Source organism: Lachnospira pectinoschiza, assembly GCF_020564355.1.
Classification (GTDB): domain Bacteria; phylum Bacillota; class Clostridia; order Lachnospirales; family Lachnospiraceae; genus Lachnospira; species Lachnospira intestinalis.
Window position 1 is genome coordinate 23,094 of sequence record NZ_JAJCRR010000002.1, and the last position, 22,113, is coordinate 45,206.

General features: G+C 43.1%; 14 protein-coding genes. 13 read left to right on the top strand and 1 reads right to left on the bottom strand.

Annotation, left to right across the window (positions count from 1 at the left end; all coding sequences use genetic code 11):
- The first annotated feature begins 106 nt into the window (after positions 1-106).
- From LI288_RS03490 to LI288_RS03535, 10 genes are all read left to right on the top strand, one after another.
- A complete protein-coding gene (locus LI288_RS03490) occupies positions 107-1,084 on the top strand; it encodes a hypothetical protein (RefSeq protein ID WP_227089452.1) in 978 nt (325 codons plus the stop codon).
- Positions 1,085-1,135: 51 nt separating this feature from the next.
- Positions 1,136-2,551, top strand: a complete 1,416-nt coding sequence (locus tag LI288_RS03495; RefSeq protein ID WP_022431920.1) for a DUF342 domain-containing protein — start codon at positions 1,136-1,138, stop codon at positions 2,549-2,551.
- 15 nt (positions 2,552-2,566) lie between these two features.
- A complete protein-coding gene (locus tag LI288_RS03500) occupies positions 2,567-3,502 on the top strand; it encodes a M14 family metallopeptidase (RefSeq protein ID WP_227089453.1) in 936 nt (311 codons plus the stop codon).
- A complete protein-coding gene (locus LI288_RS03505; protein WP_022431918.1) occupies positions 3,499-4,434 on the top strand; it encodes a M14 family metallopeptidase in 936 nt (311 codons plus the stop codon). The genes LI288_RS03500 and LI288_RS03505 overlap by 4 nt, the downstream gene beginning before the upstream one ends.
- Before the next feature lie 105 nt (positions 4,435-4,539).
- Positions 4,540-8,292 carry a phosphoribosylformylglycinamidine synthase gene (locus LI288_RS03510; protein WP_227089454.1) on the top strand — a complete coding sequence of 1,251 codons (3,753 nt, stop codon included), beginning with the start codon at positions 4,540-4,542 and terminating at the stop codon, positions 8,290-8,292.
- Positions 8,293-8,444: 152 nt separating this feature from the next.
- Positions 8,445-11,318, top strand: coding sequence for an FtsX-like permease family protein (locus LI288_RS03515; protein WP_227089455.1), 2,874 nt, complete (start codon positions 8,445-8,447; stop codon positions 11,316-11,318).
- The gene (locus LI288_RS03520; protein ID WP_227089456.1) at positions 11,297-12,109 is read left to right on the top strand and encodes a response regulator transcription factor; all 813 of its coding nucleotides are present in this window, start codon (positions 11,297-11,299) and stop codon (positions 12,107-12,109) included. Before LI288_RS03515 ends, LI288_RS03520 begins: the two co-directional genes overlap by 22 nt.
- Positions 12,066-13,256 carry a sensor histidine kinase gene (locus tag LI288_RS03525; protein ID WP_227089457.1) on the top strand — a complete coding sequence of 397 codons (1,191 nt, stop codon included), beginning with the start codon at positions 12,066-12,068 and terminating at the stop codon, positions 13,254-13,256. Before LI288_RS03520 ends, LI288_RS03525 begins: the two co-directional genes overlap by 44 nt.
- Positions 13,257-13,278: 22 nt before the next feature.
- Complete coding sequence (locus LI288_RS03530; RefSeq protein ID WP_227089458.1) at positions 13,279-13,950, top strand: ABC transporter ATP-binding protein; 672 nt, start codon at positions 13,279-13,281, stop codon at positions 13,948-13,950.
- Between the two features lie 150 nt (positions 13,951-14,100).
- Positions 14,101-17,376, top strand: coding sequence for an Ig-like domain-containing protein (locus LI288_RS03535; RefSeq protein WP_227089459.1), 3,276 nt, complete (start codon positions 14,101-14,103; stop codon positions 17,374-17,376).
- A gap of 69 nt (positions 17,377-17,445) precedes the next feature.
- Here LI288_RS03535 and asnB read toward each other — a convergent pair whose 3' ends face one another.
- Entirely contained in the window at positions 17,446-19,287 is a 1,842-nt protein-coding gene (gene asnB / locus LI288_RS03540; RefSeq protein WP_227089460.1) for an asparagine synthase (glutamine-hydrolyzing), read from the bottom strand.
- A gap of 369 nt (positions 19,288-19,656) precedes the next feature.
- Here asnB and LI288_RS03545 point away from each other — a divergent pair, with 369 nt between their 5' ends.
- Genes LI288_RS03545 through LI288_RS03555 form a run of 3 tightly spaced genes read left to right on the top strand, consistent with a single transcriptional unit; the run spans position 19,657 to position 22,094 of the window.
- A complete protein-coding gene (locus LI288_RS03545) occupies positions 19,657-20,865 on the top strand; it encodes an NADP-dependent isocitrate dehydrogenase (RefSeq protein ID WP_022433043.1) in 1,209 nt (402 codons plus the stop codon).
- 21 nt (positions 20,866-20,886) lie between these two features.
- Positions 20,887-21,483 (top strand): CDP-alcohol phosphatidyltransferase family protein, encoded by a 597-nt coding sequence (locus tag LI288_RS03550; protein WP_022433044.1) that lies wholly within the window; start codon positions 20,887-20,889, stop codon positions 21,481-21,483.
- A 32-nt stretch (positions 21,484-21,515) separates the two neighbouring features.
- The gene (locus LI288_RS03555; RefSeq protein ID WP_227089461.1) at positions 21,516-22,094 is read left to right on the top strand and encodes a putative ABC transporter permease; all 579 of its coding nucleotides are present in this window, start codon (positions 21,516-21,518) and stop codon (positions 22,092-22,094) included.
- Positions 22,095-22,113: the final 19 nt, after the last annotated feature.

Here is a 22,113-nt window from a genome sequence, read left to right on the forward strand (position 1 = left end):
AAGAATTAATGTAAGCTGTATATACAAGTGTGGCTCGTGAGTGAAAAATCCAACGCAATATTAGGAACGTCTGACAAAATAATTGGCAGTGAGTGGAGAATAGCATATGGAGAATAGTATTAAGAATCAATTAGAAGAAAGCAGAAAAGATGGTACTTTAAAGGAAGCACTTCAGGGGATGGGGTTTAACCGACTGCAGTCCGTAGAGATTGCCAAAGGCTTGAACAATGAAGTGGATATTACAAAATATGCGGATAAAAAGTATGACGCAGCGCAGATGAAGTCTATCCGGCTGGCGCTCGAAGAAGGCATGGATATCACGCCGTTTGCGGATAACCGTTATAATTATATGCAGATGGAGGAAATTAAAGCGGTTATTAGGGAACATATGGATTTAGATGCGGTATGCAATCCGGCATATGATTATTCGGTCATGAAAGAAATCCGTTTATCGGAACGGATGAATTATGATATTACAAAATACGCAAAACGGGGATTCTCAGGGAATGTTCTTAGACAGATCCGCAAGGCAAGGGAAAAAGAGATTGATTTATCGTTCTTTGTCAATGAAGGATTTGATGAATATCAGCTGCGGGAAATCCGTCTTGGTATTGAACACTGTGTAGATATTACAAAATATCTGCTGCATGAATATACGGGGGACCAGATGAAGCAGCTGCGGCTTGGATTACAGGCTGGTCTTGATGTCAGCTGGTATTCGATGGTTGGATTTTCATCCGCCCAGATGGAACAGGTACGGCTGGGACTGGAAGCCGGAATTGATGTTTCAGGCTATGCAGATCCGTTTATCGATGCACTGGAAATGGAAGATATGAGGTTAAAGCTTGAGGGCAAATCCGAAGGCGGCGGGCTGGATGAATTGCAGAGCCAGGAAGTCCTTTTGGGACTGGAAAGCGGTGTGAATGTTAATCTCTATGCAGATGCAGCATATGATTTTAAACAGATGGAGCAGATAAGACTTGGGCTGGAACATGGGATTGATGTGACAAAGCTGCTCAATCCGCTGATACCAAGTGATGTTATGATGAATATGAGGCTTGAGTCAGAAGCATTAAAAAAGTAGGATATTGATGAAATAGGATATGAGGCCTTTTGGGGCAGAATTGAGGTACATATGGGAACACCTGAACTTTTTGATGAAATGGGACAACTTAATAAAAAAGATATTCAGGTCATAATAGCCGATGACAATATGTCTGCGACCCTTTTTTTAAGTGAACCTGCAAAAGAGGAAGACCCCTATACATATGAAGAAGTGATGCGGGCTTTGTCTAATGCCGGAGTAAAGATGGGGTTGGATGATGCCAGGATTCATCATATGGTGGAGGAGCAGATTTATAATACAGCGGTGGTCGTTGCACAGGGGAAGATGGTGCAGGATGGCGCAGACGGTTACTATGAATTTGAATTTGAAACGGATTTGAAGGCAAAACCGTCTGTGCGTGAAGACGGCTCGGTTGACTATTATAATATGAAGCTGTATGAAAAGGTGAGTGAGGGTGATAAGCTTGCACAGTATTATCCGCCGACGAAAGGTGTGTTTGGATTTGATGTAAAGGGGAAACTTTTAGCACCGAAGGCGGGCAAACCAAAATCCAATCTGCGAGGCAAAGGATTTACCGTGTCAGAGGACGGTAATACCTATTATGCAGCCATTGACGGTAAAGTTGAATACTGTAACTATGATTTGCGTATCGTGAATGTATTGGACATCAGTGGTGACGTTGATTTGAATATTGGTAATATTGATTTTAATGGGGATGTCAATATCACCGGAAATGTTATTACCGGTGTAACAATCCGGGCAATGGGCAGCATCTATATCGGTGGCTATGTAGAGGGTGCGGTGATTAAGTCAAATAAAGATATCGTTTTAAATAAAGGCGTCAACGCCAATGGCATCGGACAGATTGAAGCCAAAGGGAATATTTCGGCACGTTTTTTTGAGAATGCGATTGTTTATGCGGAAGGCGATGTCAATGCAGGCTATATTTTAAGCAGTAAGATTATGGCACTTGGCAAAGTCATTGTACAGGGAAGCAGAGGAACGATTCACGGCGGTGATGTAACAGGTGTTATGGGGATTGAAACCTCCAATGCCGGTAATGCATCTTATGCACCGACCAATTTAAGAATCGGAGCAACAAAGAAACTCCGTATGGATTATGCCAATATTATTGTACAGTTAAAGGATATTGATTCCCAGATTGAAATGTATGAGAGTGCATTGAAGAAACTGACGATGGTAAGGGATGTGAAACCTGAGGCATTTGACAGCGTTTCTTATACGAAAATCTGTCAGTCCAAGATTATAAAGAGTGCGGAGAAGGCTAAGTGTGAGCAGGAAAGCAAGCGGCTATACGATTTGATTAAAGAGTCCGGAAAAGCTGTTGTAAAGGTTGATTCCAAAATCTTTCCGGGAGCACGTATTTATATAGAAGCCAAGGTTTATGAACCGGCGGATACACTGGTACATGTTTTAGTCCGAAAGGTCAATGACAGTATCGTTGTAAGGGATTATGAAGAATAGTGGAGGAACAATCCGATGATAGAGGAAGTTGTATCGGTAGATTTGGCAGTTCATGAAAGACTGACGGTGAGAAAAAACAGACTTGCACCGAAACAGCTTACAGGAAATGAAAAGCGAATTTCCATTGTGACGGGTACGCATGGAGATGAACTGGATGGGCAGTATGTCTGCTATGAGATTGTGAAGCAGCTGAATGCTCATCCTGAGAAGTTGAAAGGAATTGTTGATATATATCCAGATGTGAATCCTCTTGGACTTGATACAGGTTCAAGAGGAATCCCTATGTTTGACCTTGATATGAACCGGGTCTTTCCGGGAGATAACAATGGTGCGATTACGGAATATCTGGCTGCCGGGATTATTGATGATATTATTGGAAGCGATATGTGTCTGGATATTCATTCCAGCAATATTTTTGTCAAAGAAGTGCCGCAGGTGCGTTTAAATGATGACAACGAGGAGAAGCTTCTGCCGTATGCAAAGCTGCTCAATGCGGATTTTGTCTGGATTTATTCATCTATTACAGTGTTGGAAGCAACACTTGCCTACAGCCTGAATAATATGGGTGTGCCGACTTTAGTGGTTGAAATGGGTGTGGGACACCGTATCAATAATGCATACTGCCATCAGCTGATAGACGGCATTTTTAATATGCTGATTCATATGGGAATATGGGAGGATGAAGCACCGCAGGTGAAACAGCCGATTATTTCTACCGAAGGAGAAGTCAGCATTATCAATGCTGCTCAGACCGGTGTGTTTGTTGCAGCAACAGACCATATGGGAGCAATTGAGATGGGAACGCATATCGGCGATATTATTGAGCCGATAGAAGGAAAGGTGATTCAGAGAATTGAGTCACCGACAAACGGAATTATATTTACCCTGCGGGAAAATCCGGTTGTATACAAAGGTGCGTTGATTGCCCGGGTATATGGAGGAAAAGCATGAAAAAAATTGAGTTATATAGATTAAAAGGCCTCTACCGGGAAGATTTTGTTGTAGAGGGCTACCGGTTCGGCGGAGAGGAGAATTCAGCCTGTATCGTCGGGGCGTTGCGGGGAAATGAAATGCAGCAGCTCTATATCTGTTCACAGCTGATTAAAGTTTTAAAAGAGCTGGAAGCACACGGGGCGATTACACACGGACACGGCATTCTGGTTGTGCCAACGGCAAACAGTTATTCCATGAATGTTGGCAAACGGTTCTGGGCAGTGGATAATATAGATATTAACAGAACCTTTCCGGGCGATCTGCGTGGAGATACCACAAAGCAGATTGCGGGAGAACTGTTTGAAAAGGTAAAAGGATACAGCTACGGTATCCAGTTTGCAAGCTTTTATATGCCGGGGGATTTTATCCCGCATGTGCGCATGATGGAAACCGGTTATCAGAATGCAAGCCTTGCGAATCTGTTCGGGTTACAGTATGTAGTTATCCGAAAGCCAAAGCCGATGGATACGGTAACACTAAATTATAACTGGCAGATGAATGGAACAAATGCATTTTCGATTTATACCAACAGTACTGATCTGGTGGATGACCGTTCAGCAAGGCAGGCTGTGTCATCGGTGCTTCGTTTTCTGACCCGCATGGGCATTTTAAAATATAACAACCACAGCGGCTATATTGCCAGTGTGATTAATGAATATGACCTGCTTCCGGTAAAAACATATGATGCCGGATTTTACAGGCATTTGAAAAATCCGGGAGACCCGGTATTTCACGGCGATCTGATTGCACAGGTAATTGATCCGTATGAGGGAGAAGTCAAAAGTGAAATCTATTCCCAGACGGACGGTATCGTATTTTTTGCGCATACGGCACCGATGGTTACGGGAAATGAGGTTGTATATAAGATTATACGAAGAATGCATGAGTAGTTATTGTTTAATTTTGACAGATATGCTACAATGATACTTATTTCAATAATACATTAAAGCGGGGCGCGGTAAAGTTTGCACCCGGCAGAATTTTAGGAGGAAAAGATGAGCGGCGTTAAAAGAGTTTTTGTTGAAAAGAAAAAACCATATGCTGTAAAAGCAAAAGAGCTTCATGATGAGATTGCAGGATATTTGGGAATTAAGACGATTTCACAGGTAAGGGTTTTAATCCGTTATGATATTGAGAATCTTTCAGAGGAAACTTATACACAGGCATTGACAACGGTATTTTCAGAACCACCGGTTGATGATGTATATGAAATGGAATTTCCGGCAGATGCTGATGATTTCGTATTTTCCGTAGAATATCTTCCGGGACAGTTTGACCAGAGAGCAGACTCCGCAGAGCAGTGTGTGCGTTTTTTCAATGAAAATGAAACACCGGTTATCAAAACAGCAGTTACATATGTATTGACGGGTGCGTTAACAGCTGATGAAAAAGAAAAGATTAAGGAACTCTGTATCAATCCGGTAGATTCAAGGGAAGCATCCAGTGAACTGCCAAAGACACTGGTGACAGAATTTAAAGTGCCGGCAGATGTAAAGATTTTTGACGGATTTAATGAAATGTCAGAAACTCAGTTAAAGGAATTATATGATTCTTTAGGACTTGCTATGACTTTTAAGGATTTTGCATTTATCCAGCAGTATTTTGCAGGAGAGGAAAAGAGAAATCCTTCCATGACGGAAATCCGGGTACTCGATACATACTGGTCTGACCACTGCCGTCATACGACATTTGCAACCGAATTAAAGAACGTTACATTTAAAGACGGTTATTACAAAGCACCAATGCAGGCAACTTATGAAAAGTATCTTGCAGACAGAGCCGTAATTTATAAAGACAGAAAAGATAAATTTGTCTGCTTAATGGACCTTGCCCTGATGGCAATGAAGAAGTTAAAGGCAGAAGGAAAGTTACAGGATCAGGAAGAATCTGATGAAATCAATGCGTGCAGTATTGTTGTGCCGGTTGAAATTGACGGAAAAACAGAAGAATGGCTTGTAAACTTCAAAAATGAAACACACAACCACCCGACAGAAATCGAACCGTTCGGTGGTGCGGCGACCTGCCTTGGCGGTGCAATCCGTGACCCGCTTTCAGGACGTACCTATGTTTATCAGGCAATGCGTGTAACCGGTGCAGCAGATCCGACCGTTCCGATTTCACAGACCTTAAAGGGCAAGCTTCCGCAGAGAAAGCTTGTAACAGGAGCTGCACAGGGCTACAGCTCTTACGGTAACCAGATCGGTCTTGCAACCGGTTATGTAAAGGAAATTTATCATCCGGATTATGTGGCAAAGAGAATGGAAATCGGTGCCGTTATGGCAGCAGCGCCAAGAAGTGCCGTAAAGAGAGAAACCTCTGATCCGGGCGATATTATTATCTTACTCGGCGGACGTACAGGACGTGACGGCTGCGGCGGTGCAACCGGTTCTTCAAAGGTGCATACAACAGAATCCATTGAAACCTGCGGTGCAGAAGTACAAAAGGGTAATGCACCGACAGAGCGTAAGATGCAGAGATTATTCAGAAGACCGGAAGTTACAAAGCTGATTAAGAAGTGTAACGACTTTGGTGCGGGCGGTGTATCCGTTGCAATCGGTGAACTTGCAGACGGTTTACGCGTATCCTTAGATAAAGTGCCAAAGAAATATGAAGGCCTTGACGGAACAGAACTTGCAATTTCCGAATCACAGGAGAGAATGGCGGTTGTCATTGATCCGGCAGATGTAGAAGCATTTTTAGCATATGCCGCAGAAGAAAACTTAGAAGCAGTAGAAGTTGCGGTTGTAACAAAAGAGCCTAGACTGGTGCTTGAGTGGAGAGGCAGGGAAATTGTCAACATTTCAAGAGCATTTCTGGATACCAACGGTGCACATCAGGAAACTTCTGTACTGGTTGACATTCCGGAGAAGGAAGACTGTGTCTTAAATGCAGGCAAGGTTGAAGATGTAAGAGGTAAGTGGTTAAAGGTTCTTTCAGACTTAAATGAGTGTTCACAGAAAGGTCTGGTAGAACGTTTCGATGGCTCTATCGGCGCAGGTTCGGTACTCATGCCTTACGGCGGTAAGTATCAGCTGACCGAAACACAGGCAATGGTTGCAAAACTCCCTGTATTAAAGGGTAAGTGCGATACTGTAACGATGATGGCATATGGATTTGACCCATATCTGTCAAAGTGGAGTCCATACCATGGTGCGGTTTATGCAGTTATTGATTCTGTTGCAAAGATTGTGGCAGCAGGCGGTGATTACAGCAAGATCCGTTTTACGTTCCAGGAATACTTCAGAAGAATGACAGAAGACCCGTCACGCTGGAGCCAGCCGTTTGCAGCACTGTTAGGTGCTTATGAAGCACAGTTAGGCTTCGGACTTCCGTCTATCGGCGGTAAGGACAGTATGTCAGGAACATTTGAAGATATTGATGTTCCACCGACACTCTGCTCATTTGCAGTTGATGTAGCAAAGGAAAGCGACATTATTACACCAGAATTAAAGACAGCAGGAAATGTATTGGTACGGTTTGATATTACAAAGAATGAATATGATTTACCGGATTTTGAACAGGTAAAGGCTTTATATGCGGCTGTTCATGAACTCATTGTAAAGAAAGCAGTGGTTTCTGCTTATGTATGCGATGCAAACGGTCTGATTCCTGCACTTTCAAAGATGGCATTCGGTAATATGAAAGGCTTTGCGTTAAATAATGATCTCAAGGAAGAACAGTTATTTGCACCGGCTTACGGCTGTATTGTGGCAGAAGTAGAAAAGAGCCGTTTATCAGAAATTACAGTACCGTATACAATGGTTGGTACAGTAACAGATGAAGCAAAGTTTACTTATAAAGAAGTGGCAATTAATGCAGAAGAAGCATTAAGCGTATGGAAAGAACCGCTTGAAAATGTATTCCCGACAAAGGTTTCAAAGGATGAAACACCGGTTGAAAGTAAGCTCTACAAGGCAGACAGTGTTTATGTATGCAAGAATAAAGTAGCAAAGCCGACTGTATTTATTCCGGTATTTCCGGGTACTAACTGCGAATACGACAGCACAAAGGCATTTGAACGTGCAGGCGCAGATGTCATCGTAAAGGTATTTAAGAACCTTTCTGCACAGGGAATCAGAGAATCTGTGGATGAATTTGAAAAGGCAATCAACCAGTCACAGATTATCATGTTCCCGGGAGGATTCTCCGCAGGTGATGAACCGGACGGTTCTGCGAAGTTCTTTGCAACGGCATTCCGTAACGCAAAGATGAAGGAAGCTGTTGAAAGACTGTTAAATGAAAGAGATGGTCTTGCACTGGGTATCTGTAACGGTTTCCAGGCATTAATCAAACTGGGTCTTGTGCCAAACGGCTCCATTACCGGGCAGAACGACCAGTCACCGACACTGACATTTAACACCATCAACCGCCATATCTCAAAAATGGTTTACACAAAGGTTGTATCCAATAAGAGCCCATGGCTTGCAAAGGCTGAATTAGGCGGTGTATATACAAACCCTGCTTCACACGGCGAAGGTCGTTTTGTAGCACCGAAGGAATGGTTAGATAAGCTGTTTGAAAACGGACAGGTAGCAACACAGTACTGTGATCTGGCAGGAAATGTTTCTATGGACGAAGAATGGAATGTCAACGGTTCTTATATGGCGATTGAAGGTATTACAAGCCCTGACGGAAGATGCCTTGGTAAAATGGCACATTCCGAAAGACGCGGTGATTCCGTTGCAATCAATATCTACGGCGAACAGGATTTGAAGATATTTGAATCCGGCGTGGAATACTTTAAGTAAGATTCGTTTTTGTCTAAGAAAGAATGAAATAAAAGGTTGAAAACCTTGCAGAAGGGAAAATCTTCTGCAAGGTTTTCTTTTTTGTAAGGGAATTGTCACGTTCCTGTGATAAGATAAACATATAAAAACAGGGGAAGGGCAGGTGACGTGCAATGCAGATTCTTCAAAATGTGTTACACAGTCTGACAAAAAGAAAGAAACAGGCGGGAAAGGTAACGGTTACAGCGGCGGCTGCGGCAGTTTTCATAGCGGTTATCGTGGTAAGTGCAAATGGCATTTTAAGTTATCAGAAAGCAGTGACCAAGAAAACATTTGGCGGCTGGTTTATAATGGAAAACAGCAGTAACGGAACGCAGTCGGAGGAATTAAAGACACATCCGTATCTGGCAGGAAGCGGAAAAGCTGTGAATACGGCAGTATACAGTGTCTCCGAATTGTCGTCAACAGAGATAAAAATAGGTTATATGGACAGTATGGCGGCACAGCTGGCATCACTTACACTGTTGAAAGGAGCAATGCCGCAGAATAATGATGAAATTGCAGTAGAGCGGCATACATTGGAAACACTTGGATATTCTGAAGAATTGGGGCAGACAATAACTGTTTCCTATCCTGATAAAAACAATAAGACCAGTATTTACGAGAAGCGGCTGGCAGTCAGGGAATATATGCTGACAGGCGTACTGGAGGATTATGCGGCATACTGGGACAGCGGAAGTTATATGCCGGTCATGCTTGTTACGCAGATAGAGGCGGAAAACTATGCGCAGACGGAATCGGTTACAACGCTTTACGCACTTAATGAAGATATCCATACAGCGGATTACAGGCAGATATATCAGGGCATGTATAAGGTATCAACCGCAGATACAAAATTGATTTATAACAGTAAGACATATGACAGTCATGAAACGGATTTCGGGAAAATGAGTTTCTATGCGGGCTGTTTCGCACTGGCAGCGGGAATTTTTGTTACGGCGGCAGTTTTGTGGACATATCAGCGGGAGCGCAGAACAGCTTACCGGCAGTTTGAGAGAATGGGCATGACACGTTTTTGCCGGGCATGGTACCAGCTTACAGAACTGTGTGTGTTGATTGTACCGGCGGCGGTTGTCGGAACGGCAGCAGGCATTGGAATCGTGTGGCTGATTCTGTGGATTTTGTTACAGCGGCAGAATGCACAGGCACAGCTTACGCTGACTGCCTTTGGCAGTGTGGCGGCATGGACGGCGGTTTTTTGTGTGATAACGGCTTTGTGGGGACTGTATGCGGCGCAAAGAGTGGACAGGGAAAAGCAAAAGCAGAAAAAGAAGCTGTCCGTGTGGACAATGCGGTACGGACAGCATGTTATAAAAGCGGGATTTACGGGTATTGTTGTGCTTGCGGTGCTTGTCTGCACACAAAAAATGTCGGCGGTACAGAAAGCATACATCCATGAAAAAAGACAGCCGGATTTAATAATTACACCGGACGGTATTATCGATGAAGGAAATTCAGATACAGCAAGTGAAAGCAGCGGCACAACATCTTCCGAGACGGTACTGGACGGGGAGAAGGTAATGATGGATTACAAATATGATACGGGGAAAATGCGTGTAATTCATGGCCTGCCGCAGTCACTGACGGCATATATCGGACAGATGTCAGGAATTGACAAAACAGATACCGCATTGGTGCAGAACTGGATGGTTCTGTATTATAAGACTAAAAATGATACTGAATTTTATAAGCAGTACATCGAAGAAAACGGTCTGGAAAATTTTTTAAACAAGGGTGTTATGAAGTATGAAATGCCGGCATACAGCGGAACACGTACAATGACACATTTTGTTTTTAGTAAATTTAACGGAACGCGCAGTCTGGATTATTATGTGGCGGCAAACAGGGCAGTTTATGAGGAGCTGGAAGATTATATCGATGAAGAATACAGAGATTATGAAGCCTTTGAACGTGGAGAGCAGGCTGTACTGGTGATTCAGAAAGGGGCTGCCGGGGAATATGTGGACACCTGTAAGGCAGGTGATACACTATCGTCATCTTCGGACTACTTTTATTGGATGAATAATAATCACTCAAGTTATGCTGTATCGGAATTGTATCAGGAATGCGCGGATTATATGCAGAAAATGCGTTTTTCAACAGCAGAGTTTGATGCGGCAGAAGAAATCCTGTCAGATATGGATGACAAGCAGGAAGATGAAATCAGACAGGAAATTCAGGAACTTCCGGAAACGTTACAGGAAAAGATTTTATATAGATACCGTGCCGGTAAAAATATATATAAATCAGAAAATCCGGTGACAGTGGCAGCAGTTGTCTATCTGGATGAAGAAAACGAAACGGCATTTTATGAGAAGTTTCCTATATTAAAGGAAATGAATGCACAGGAATACTGGATTATGCCGGAAAGTGTCGTTTATAATCGTTATCAGTTGTCTGCTAAAAGAATGTGTACGGTCATGGAAAAAGAATATGACCCGGAGCAGTATCGGGATTTAGGTCAGAATGTGATGATGGTATCCTACGGATTATCGGCATTGTATCAGGCAACAGATGAGGTGTTAAGAGCATATCTGGATTCCTACGGCTATTCTTATGTGAGCCATTTTGAAGAAAACAACGTGTACAGGATACAATATCTCAATCAATTGTTTTTCTATGGCATTACAATCGCCGGGATTCTTTTACTGTATGGATTGATTCTGGTGGTATGGAGTCTGTTTTATCTGCAGGAGCAGAAAAAGAGGATACGTCTTTTAATGGAACTTGGAATGGAGCGGAGTGCCATTTATACAGATGAAATGCAAAACTGTAGTCTGGCAACGGTGACGGGGACCGTCATGGCAGGCATTTTGTTTTATGCAGCAGGGACAGTGCAGGGCGGACCGGCGCTTGGAAGCTTACAGACCGCGGGAATTGCTGCGGCAATTGCCGGTACAGGATTGTTGCTAACGGCGCTGATTTATGTCAAAATATGGAAAAGCGGTAAAACAGGAGCAGACAGATGGAACAAAATGGGAAAATAAAAATACTTGTCGTAGAAGATGACATTTCATTAAAGGATAGTCTGGTACGGCTGTTACAGAACAGGGATTTTTTGGTACAGGCAGTTGAAAATAAACAGCAGGCGATGGAGCAGATAAAGAGCGGGCAGCAGTATGACATTTATCTGCTGGATGTGTGGCTGCCGGACGGCAATGGGTTTGATATCTGTCATGAAATCCGGAAAATTTCACAGGCGATTGTGATGTTTCTGACTTCATGTGATGACGAGGAAAGTATCACAAAGGGACTGGATATCGGCGGGGATGATTATATTACAAAGCCGTTTCGGGTCGCGGAGCTGATTTCAAGGATTCATGCAAACCTGCGCAGGCTGACAGTACAGGTTATACCGGAAGTATCAAAAATATCCGCAGCGGATTTGTCCACGCTGCCGCAGGGATACAACCGGCGGAAAATTTTAGCCAGCGGCGATATCAGGGCGGATTTTGAAAGAGCGGAAATATTTAAGGACGGACAGCTGTTAAAGCTGACACCGTTAGAAGCACAGCTGTTAGAAATTTTTTTAAGAAATCCCGAAATTATTATTAAAAGAGGACAGTTCTTAGAAAAGCTGTGGGACGGACACGGAAACTTTGTAGAAGATAATACACTAACTGTTTCGGTGAGCCGGTTAAAAAATAAACTGGGCATGTATACAGAGGGAAAACAGCAATATATAGAAACAATCCGGGGATATGGCTACCGGTGGAATTTGAGGTGTGTAATCAGTGAAGAAGAAAGCGGCGGGACGGACGAAAAATCAATTTGGTAAAAATGAAGTGAGAAAGCGTGCGGCAGTCATGAATCTGACATGGCTTGTAGTATGGCTTTTAAGCTTTGCGGGAATGGCGGTGTTTTATGAATTAAAATGTCAGGCGGTGATTGGCGCGGTCTATCAAAGCAATCCGTCCGCTGGCATATTAGTCACCAATCATATGTTTATGGCAAAGATAAATTATGAAAATCTCATTTCTGCGGCATCGGCGGTTTATGAAAGCGGTTACACGGAACAGGGAATTTTGTGGCTGACATGGTATGCGGGCGGAAAGGGATTTCTGATTGCAGGTATTGTTATACTGGCTGTTATGGGGCTTCTTTCATGGCGGTATGTAAAAAAGATTGGCGGCAGTGACGTTTATGCGCTGTTGGAAAGTGATAAAGTGCAGATAAAAAAATGCCGTGAGGAATTGGAAGCAGCACTGCGGTATACCAAAAGAAAAGAAGAACAAGTACAGAAATTCACAGAAAATATCGCACACCAGATTAAGACACCGCTTGCGGGATTAAGTCTGTTACTTGATGTTATCCGGGAAGAAATTCCGCAGGAACAGACGATACAAAATGACATTGCGCAGTGCTTTTTACATGTGGAAAGAATCAAGGAATTTATCCGTCAGTTACTTACAATCAGCCGCATTGAAGCCGGAAAGGTGCGTTTTATAAAAGAGCCGGTCAGCATTTCAGGTCTGTTTGAAAATGTCAGACAGGCAGTACAGACAGACTGTAAACTGACCTTTGACTGTGCGGATAAGGACGCACAGATTTATGCAGACGGACAGTGGATTACGGAAGCATTGATTAATCTTGTGGAAAATGCCTGCCGTGCGGCACGGGCAGCACAACAGATGCAAGAACAGCCGGAGGTAAAAATAGTTGCAGTGGTGCATGCGGATAAGTGTGTTATTAAGGTAGTGGATAACGGAAACGGATTTGTGGACGGCGACACGGCACATTTATTTGACAGGTTTGAAACGCAGGGAGATTACGCATCGTTTCAGACAGGTATCGGCTTGAATCTTTCCAGGCTTGTGGTTGAAGCACACAGCGGGACGATACAGGCATATAACAGACAAGACGGGCAGGGCGCGGTTTTCAGGGTGGTACTGCCGCAGTTTGCATTAAAGCAGGGTAAAATCTAGTACCTGCGGAAAAGAGGAAATTATGGGAGAAATTTTACGGGCAGAAAATATTTCAAAGACCTATCAGGCGGGGCGTGTTGTCGTAAAGGCACTAAACCGGTGCAGTTTTTCGGTAGAGCGTGGAGAATTTGTGGCGGTTGTCGGAAGAAGCGGTTCAGGAAAGTCTACCTTGCTTCGGATACTGGCGAGTTTTGATAAACCGGATGAAGGAAAGGTTTATGTGGAAGGTGAAGAAATTTCGGGGCTGAAGGGGAAAAAGCTGGCACAGTTCCGGCAGGAAAAAATCGGGTTTATTTATCAGGACTACAGTCTTTTTCCGGAATATACGGCATATGAAAATGTGCTGCTTCCGCTAAAGATTGCACACCGGGCGGTGGATAAGGAGCAGCTGGAGCGGCTCTTTGAAGAACTGGGAATTACGGACTGCAGGGAGCGGTATCCCGATGAAATGTCCGGCGGACAAAAACAGCGTGTGGCAATTGCAAGGGCGCTGGTTACAAGACCGGCGGTGCTTCTTGCCGATGAACCGACAGGAAATTTAGATGCAGAAAATGCAGAAAGCGTGGCGGCGATTTTATCAAGAGCGTCTATGCGGTACGGACAGACGATTGTCATGGTTACGCATGACAGGCAGATGGCAGATTATGCCGACAGAATACTTTCTATGGAAAATATTGTGGCGTGCATGAAATGATTGCATTTGACGGTATGGGTGTGTATAATGAAAATATACAGCAAAATATAGTAAATAATGGATATGCTATAAATGCATAGGCAATTGTTAAGAATCATTTGTAGATTTTTTACTTTGCGGAAGAAAACAAGGATGTAAGGAGGACAAGCGATGAGAGGTCATATGAAAAAATGTATCAGAAAAGCCGCCGCTGCGGTATTAAGTGCAGCACTTCTGGTTACATCGGAAAGTCCCGCATTTGCGCAAAACATACAGCAGACCGCGGCACCGGCAGATGTAATAACAGAGCAAAGCAGGCTGGAAGACGGCATTGCACAGACAGGTTATATTTCGGACAGCTTTTCTGAAAAAAGGCAGGAAGTACAAAAAGAGGATACAGAAGGACTGTTAAAATCAGCAGCAGAACAATTACCGGGACAATACCGGACGCAGCAGCTGCCGGCGGTCAGAAATCAGGGAGGTTATGGAACATGCTGGGCATTTTCAACGATTGCATGCATGGAAATCAATCTGATGAAAAAAGGTTACGGGGAAACGGATTTGTCGGAATTGCAACTGATTTATTTTGCAACGCATTCTGTGAAGGATAAGCTGGGCGGACTGACAGGTGATGATTACGTGTATACGGATACAGATATAAATTATCTGATGCGTGGCGGAAATTATGAGATGGCGGTTAATACGCTGTCAGACTGGCTTTCAGCGGCACGTGAGGAAAGCGCACCGTATGAAACGGCAGCCGATGTACTGGATACAGGACTTTCGGATGAACTTGCTTATGCAGATGTGGCGCATTTACAGAATTATAGAAGTTATAATTTGCAGAATATGGAAGATGTAAAACAGGCTGTGATGGATTATGGTGCAGTCGGAATCAGTTATTATGCATATACATATTCAGGGTTTGCCAGCAATCAGTATTATAATGCAGATACAGCCGGATATTATTGTTATGACGAACAGACAACCAACCATGCAGTCACTGTTGTAGGCTGGGATGATGATTATCCGGCACAGAATTTCCCGACAGCACCGGAGGGAAATGGAGCATGGATAGTCCGTAACAGCTGGGGAAGTGATTTTGGCGAGGACGGATATTTTTATATTTCATATTATGATCAAAGTCTTTCCGGTTCAGCAGTGGCATTTGAAGCAGAACCTGCGGATAATTATGATAATAATTATCAATATGACGGAAGTGCATTTGCAATGATGACAGGAAAGCAGCAGTTTAAGGCGGCAAATGTATTTACCGCAAAAGCCAATGAGAATGGCACAGAGCAGATTGCGGCAGCATCTTTTGAGGTTATGGCAAAACAGATGGATTATACCGTCAGTATTTACACCGGTCTTACAGATGTGGACAATCCTGAAAGCGGCGAGTTAAAAGCACAAAAAAGCGGCTCTTTTTCAAGCGGCGACAAGGATAATCTTTTAAAGACGGTTGCGTTTGACGAACCGGTAACAGTAAATCAGGGAGAGATATTTTCAGTAGTAGCAGCATTTGCCGGTTCGGGCGGTCAGTCAGTTATGCTTTATTATGACTGTGCCAGAACATTAAACGGAATTCAGGCCAATTGTGCTGCACAGCCGCATCAGAGTTATATTTATCTGAATGAATATTATGGCTGGAGCGACTATGGAAATACTAATAATACAAACTTCAGAATTAAGGCATTTACAAATAACGTTGCAGAACCGGACACAGCAGTAACGGCGGTGAAGTTAAATAAGCATGCATTGGAACTGAACTGGCAGCAGAGTGAGCAGCTTACGGCAGAGGTGCTGCCTGAAAATGCTGCCAATAAAAATGTAATTTGGACATCTTCGGACAGTGGTGTGGCAGAAGTGTCACAGGAAGGTGTGGTTACAGCCAAAGGTGCCGGAAGTGCGGTGATTACAGTTGAAACAGAAGACGGAAAAATGCAGGACAGCTGTACGGTTACAGTAAAGAAACCGATTACAGATATAAAGATTACAGGAACAGGAGAACTTAAAGCCGGAGATAAAGCGGCATTATCGGTTGTCATTCTTCCGCAGGATACAACAGATGATACAACTGTTGTGTGGATAAGCTCGGATACCAATATTGCAGCAGTTGATCAAAACGGTCTTGTCACGGCACTTTCAAAAGGAACGGTTACAATTACCGCAAAAGCAGGAACACATACGGCAGAGCATACACTTGTAATAACGCAGGCAGCGCCAAAGCCGACGGAAAGTACAACGGAAGCTACAACAGAAGTGACAAAGCCGACGCAGAAGCCAACGGAAAGTACGACGGAAGCCACGACAGAAGCGCCAAAGCCGACACAAAAGCCAACGGAAAGTACAACGGAAGCTACGACAGAAGCGCCAAAACCGACACCAAAGCCAACGGAAAGTACGACGGAAGCTACGACAGAAGCGCCAAAGCCGACACAAAAGCCGACGGAAGCCACAACAGAAGCAACAAAACCAACAGAAAGTACGACAGAGGTGACAAAGCCATCTGAACAGCCGACGGAAACGCCAACGCAGAAACCGGACACAGAACCGACAAAGCCTGACACAGAGGAAAAAGTTGTCTATGAAATGCGTCAGGATGCAGAGGGTGTATGGCACTATTATGCAAATGATGTGATTGCTGCAGACTATTGCGGCATGGCATGCAATGAGTACGGATGGTGGTACATTCAGAATGGTGATGTTAATTTTACATACACAGGTATGGCGTGTAACGAATACGGCTGGTGGTATTTTAATAACGGGCAGCTGGATCTGACATTTTACGGACTTGCGAATAATGAATATGGAACATGGTTCTATACAAACGGACAGTTAAACTTCGGATTTACGGGAATGCTGATACCGGATGACAGATGGCTCTATGTCTGGAATGGACAGGTGCTGACAGATTATACGGGAATGGCAGTGAATGAATACGGTTGGTGGTATTTTAAAGACGGACAGCTGGATTTTAGTTATACGGGTATGGCATGCAATGAGTATGGCTGGTGGTATTTTAATAACGGGCAGCTGAATCTGACATTTAACGGACTTGCGGATAATGAATATGGAACATGGTTCTATACAAACGGACAGTTAAACTTCGGATTTACGGGAATGCTGATACCGGATGACAGATGGCTCTATGTCCGGAATGGGCAGGTGCTGACAGATTATACGGGAATGGCAGTGAATGATTACGGCTGGTGGTACTTTAAAGATGGCGCAATTGATTTTGTATATACAGGAATGGCAGTAAACGAGTATGGCTGGTGGTATTTTAACAATGGTGTAATTGATTTTGCATACACCGGAATTGGCAGCAACGAGTACGGTCAGTGGTACTTTAACAGAGGAACGATTGATTTTGGTTATAGCGGTACATTTTTTGCAGATGGACGGCAGTACACCATAAGAAACGGACTTGTAATATCATAAAGCTAAAAGGGCGGGTGAAAAAGCTTTCGTTTTTCACCCGCCCTTTCCTGTGCGTCTTGCAGCGCACGTTTATGCGGCCTGCTTTGTATCTCCGAAGAAGTCTTCATACCATACAAGGAACATATAAACTGTCCAAATCTTTCTTGAATTGTCAGCTTTGCCCTCCTTATGTTCATCAAGATACTGCATTAAAACATCGGTATTAAAATACTTGTTGGCAGCTTCACTGTGGAACGCTTTTTTAATTACGTTATAATACTTTTCATCACGCAGCCAGATACGGATTGGTACCGGGAAGCCAAGTTTTTTCTTTTCTGCGACCATATCCGGCAGATAGCGGTGCGCAGCCATACGCATTGCATATTTTGTATTCTGCTTATTGACTTTATACTTTGTCGGGATATGTCGTGCAACATCAAAAACTTCCCTGTCAAGGAATGGAACACGGACCTCTAAGGAGTGTGCCATACTCATCTTGTCGGCTTTTAATAAAATATCGCCAATCAGCCAGAAGTTAATATCAATGTACTGCATTTTTGTGACATCATCCTGATTTTTAACCTTATCGTAAAACGGTTTTGTCAGCTCCGTATGATTGTACTTTCCGGTTGGATTTTTTAAAACGCGGCTGCGTTCCTTTTCGTTAAACATAAACGCATTTCCGATAAAACGTTCTTCCACCGGTTTGCTTGCACGAATCAGGAAATTCTTTCCCTTAAAACGGAACGGCAGTGCAGAAGCACAGGAAGCCAGTCCTTTTCGTAAAACATAAGGAAGTTTCTGGAAGCCTGCAAGGTCATGCGGTTCTCTGTAAATATTATAGCCGCCGAAAAATTCATCGGCACCTTCGCCGGAGAGTGCAACCTTTACGTGCTTAGAAGCCGTCTGGCTTACAAAGTAGAGGGCAATCGCAGCCGGGTCTGCCAAAGGCTCGTCCATATGGTACTGGATTTTTGGAATCGCAGCCCAGTATTCTTCACTGGAAACCAGCTTGGAATAATTGTCAATTTTAATTTTTTCGGAAAGTGCCTTTGCGTAGTCAATTTCATTATATTTTTCATAGTCAAAGCCAACCGTGAAAGTCTTATCCCCGTTAAAAATTGCGGCAACATAGCTGGAATCCACACCGCTTGAAAGGAAAGAGCCGACCTCAACATCACTGATTTTGTGGTGTTCCACGGAATCGTGCATTGCACTGTCGATACGCTCAACCCAGTCATCTAAAGAAACGGACTCATCTGCTTCAAAAACAGGTTCCCAGTAACGCTTAATGTTTAACTCACCGTTATGGAATGTTAAGCAGTGGGACGGCATCAGCTTATAAATGCCCTTGAAAAATGTTTCTTCCAGTACGGAATACTGGAAAGTCAGGTAATTTTCCAGTGCAGTTTCATTGACTGCTTTTTTGTAGCCCGGATATTCCAGAATACTTTTAATTTCAGAAGCATACACCAGATTTCCGTCAACAACGGCATAGTAAAACGGCTTAATGCCAAAGAAATCCCTTGCCGCAAAAATCGTTTCCTTTTCACTGTCCCAGATTACAAAGGCAAACATACCTCTTAACTTGGAAAGCATATCTTCGCCGTATTCTTCATAAGCGTGAATCAATACTTCTGTATCGGAATTATTGGCAAAGGTATGTCCCTTTTCGATTAAATCTTTTCTTAAATCCTGATGGTTGTAAATTTCGCCATTAAATGTAATGACAATTTTTCTATCTTCATTATACATCGGCTGGCTGCCGTTATCGAGGTCGATAATAGAAAGACGTCGAAAGCCCATATATGCTTTCCCGTCAATATGCTGTCCGGCACTGTCCGGACCGCGGTGAATAATTTTATTCATCATATTTGTGAGAACTTCTTCACCGTTTTCAAGATACCCGGTGAACCCTGCAAATCCACACATATTCATTCCTCCTTGTTTTGCGAAGCAAAATGCGACTGCCCTAAGCAGGAGCAGAGGAATTTGCCTCCTTGTTTTGCGAAGCAAAATGCGACTGCCCTAAGCAGGAGCAGAGGAATTTGCCTCCTTGTTTTGCTGCGAAGTTAAAATACACGTTAAAGATTATAACAAACAAATTTGCCGATTACAATTAATAATAAAAGTTTTTCCGCCGGAATGTGATTTATACGGTAAAATTATTGAAAATGCAGCCATAGAATCACTACGAAGGACAAATGGATATGACAGCAGAACAAGGGTTTACAAAATATAGAAAATACATTATAATAAAATGAAAATTTGAATAAATATAGACAGAGAGGAAAAATGCGCATGGAAAAGATAAAGATGACAACACCGTTAGTAGAGATGGACGGAGATGAAATGACAAGAGTTCTGTGGCAGTTAATCAAAGATGAACTGCTGACTCCTTTTGTAGATTTGAATACAGAATACTACGATTTAGGTCTGGTTCACAGAAACGAAACCAACGACCAGGTAACAATCGATTCTGCTGAAGCAACTAAGAAATACGGTGTTGCAGTCAAGTGTGCAACCATTACACCGAATGCAGCACGTGTTAAAGAATATGACTTAAAAGAAATGTATAAAAGTCCGAATGGAACAATCCGTGCACTGCTTGATGGAACTGTTTTCCGTGCGCCGATTATCGTAAAAGGCATTGAGCCATATGTAAAGACATGGAAGAAGCCGATTACCATTGCAAGACATGCTTACGGTGATGTATACAAGGCCAGTGAAATGAAAGTACCGGGTGCCGGAAAAGCAGAACTGGTATTTACGGCAGAAGACGGTACACAGACCAAAGAACTGATTCATGAATTTAAGGGTGCCGGTGTATTACAGGGCATGCACAACTTAAACGGTTCTATTGAAAGCTTTGCAAGAAGCTGCTTTAACTTTGCACTGGAAACAAAGCAGGATTTATGGTTTGCGACAAAGGATACCATTTCCAAGAAATATGACCATACTTTTAAGGATATTTTCCAGGAAGTTTACGATAACGACTATAAAGCTAAATTTGAAGAAGCAGGTATTACGTATTTCTATACACTGATTGATGATGCAGTAGCCCGTGTTATCCGTTCAGAAGGCGGCTATATCTGGGCATGCAAGAACTATGACGGCGATGTTATGAGTGATATGGTAGCAACAGCGTTCGGTTCACTTTCCATGATGACATCCGTACTCGTATCACCAAACGGATATTACGAATATGAAGCTGCACACGGAACAGTTCAGAGACATTACTACAAGCACTTAAAGGGTGAAGAAACTTCAACCAACCCGATTGCAACCATTTTTGCATGGACAGGTGCGTTAAGAAAACGCGGTGAACTTGATAACATTCCGGAATTGTGTGCATTTGCGGATAAGCTGGAAAAAGCCTGCATTAAAACCGTTGAAAACGGTGAAATGACAAAAGACCTTGCACTGATTACAACACTGGACAATGCAAAGACATTAAATACACAGGATTTCATCAAAGCAGTCAGAAAGACATTAGAAGGACTTCTTTAAGATGAACGGAGGCAGATCAGAGTGAAATTTAAGTTTGAAATAAAAGATTTATTCAAGCTTCCAAATATCCTTTGCTACCTTAGAATACTGATGGTGCCGCTGTTTCTGCACGTTTATTTTACGGCAGAAACACCGCACGACTATTATCTTGCAACATTGATAGTGCTGGCATCGGGAATTACCGATTTTTTAGACGGGCAGATTGCAAGAAGATGTAATATGATAACGGATCTGGGAAAGGTCATTGACCCGGTTGCGGATAAGCTGATGCAGCTTGCGATGCTTGTGGCGTTGATGTTCCGCGTTCCGTACATGTATCTTCTGGTCATTTATCTGGTTGTGAAAGAAGTGGTTTCGACCGTATTTGCTTATATCAGCTGGAGGACGGTGCATCGCAGGCTCAATGGTGCAAAGTGGTATGGGAAAGTGTGTACAGCCCTGCTGTATGCAGTTATGCTCATTATGGTAGCCTTCCCACAGCTTTCAGACGGGTATCAGAAAATGCTTCTGCTGGTATGTGCAGGAGCGATGACGCTTTCTTTTGTAATGTATCTTCGCATTTACATTACAATGTTTATTGACGGCAGAACCGGTAAGAATGATAAGGTCATTTATTAAATCAAGAAAGGTTATGGGAACAGAATAAGGTTATGATAGGCTATACTTTTCATGGCATGAATATGAGCCAGCTGGCATTGTGGTTTTTTATCTACAGCTTCTGCGGCTGGGCAATGGAATGTGTTGTAATCCGCATCCAGCTGGGCAGATGGGAAAACAGAGGATTTGCAAAGCTTCCGTTTTGTGTCATTTACGGCTTTGGTGTGTTTATTGCATATCATTTATTCCAGCCGATTGAACACAATTATGTGGCACTGTATATCTGGGGTTGCATTGCCGCCACGATTTTTGAATATCTGACAGCACAGGTGATGCTCCGGCTGTTTGATGAAGTGTGGTGGGATTATACACATAAAAAGATTAATTATAAAGGAATTCTATGCCTTCAGAGTACACTGGGCTGGGGATTTCTTGCGTTGTTTATCTTTGGGATTTTCAACCGGCTGGTAGAAAATCTGGTATTTGCACTGGACGAAAGATTTGTCTGCTTTTTCGGGGCAGTGCTTACAATATCCTATCTCATTGATTTTACGATACATTTTATACAGAATATCCAGAACAGTGAGAGTTTTAAAAATATGGATATTTTATCCAGAATTATAAGACATTAAGGAAAATACCGCCCATAGG